Annotated in this window: 1 pseudogene; it reads right to left on the reverse strand. The window is 48.7% G+C overall.

The features are described from left to right. Window positions 1-49: 49 nt before the first annotated feature. Window positions 50-379 (reverse strand): annotated as a pseudogene (locus DDE80_RS14805) (IS5 family transposase); the annotation flags it as partial. Between the last annotated feature and the right edge of the window lie 7 nt (window positions 380-386).

The following is a 386-nucleotide window of genomic DNA, read 5'->3' on the forward strand; positions in this document are numbered from 1 at the left end:
CCGCCACGACTTACACCGATGTGTTGGGCAACTTCGGTATCGATGGCGTTTTTTTTGCCCCCGCACTATGTTGGTGAGCGCGAACGCTTGTTGAATCGATGCTTACGTTTTCAAAATCAGGTTCGATTTGAAGCGCCTGAAAAATCAAAATGAGTGTCCCGTCATTGCGCCATTTACAAAAGCGAGCATATGCCGTTTTCCAAAAGCCATAGCGTTCTGGCAGATCACGCCAAGGTGCGCCACTACGCGCAATCCACAGCATCGCATTGAACATCTCACGGTTACTTCGTTTCGAAGGACGACCGGTTGTGTACGGTGGGAAGAACCCTTCAATTTGTTTCCACTGTTCATCTGTTAATTCGTAACGACTTGGCGCCATTTCATCC

It is taken from the genome of Metalysinibacillus jejuensis (genome assembly GCF_003057615.1).
GTDB classification, from domain to species: Bacteria; Bacillota; Bacilli; order Bacillales_A; family Planococcaceae; genus Metalysinibacillus; species Metalysinibacillus jejuensis.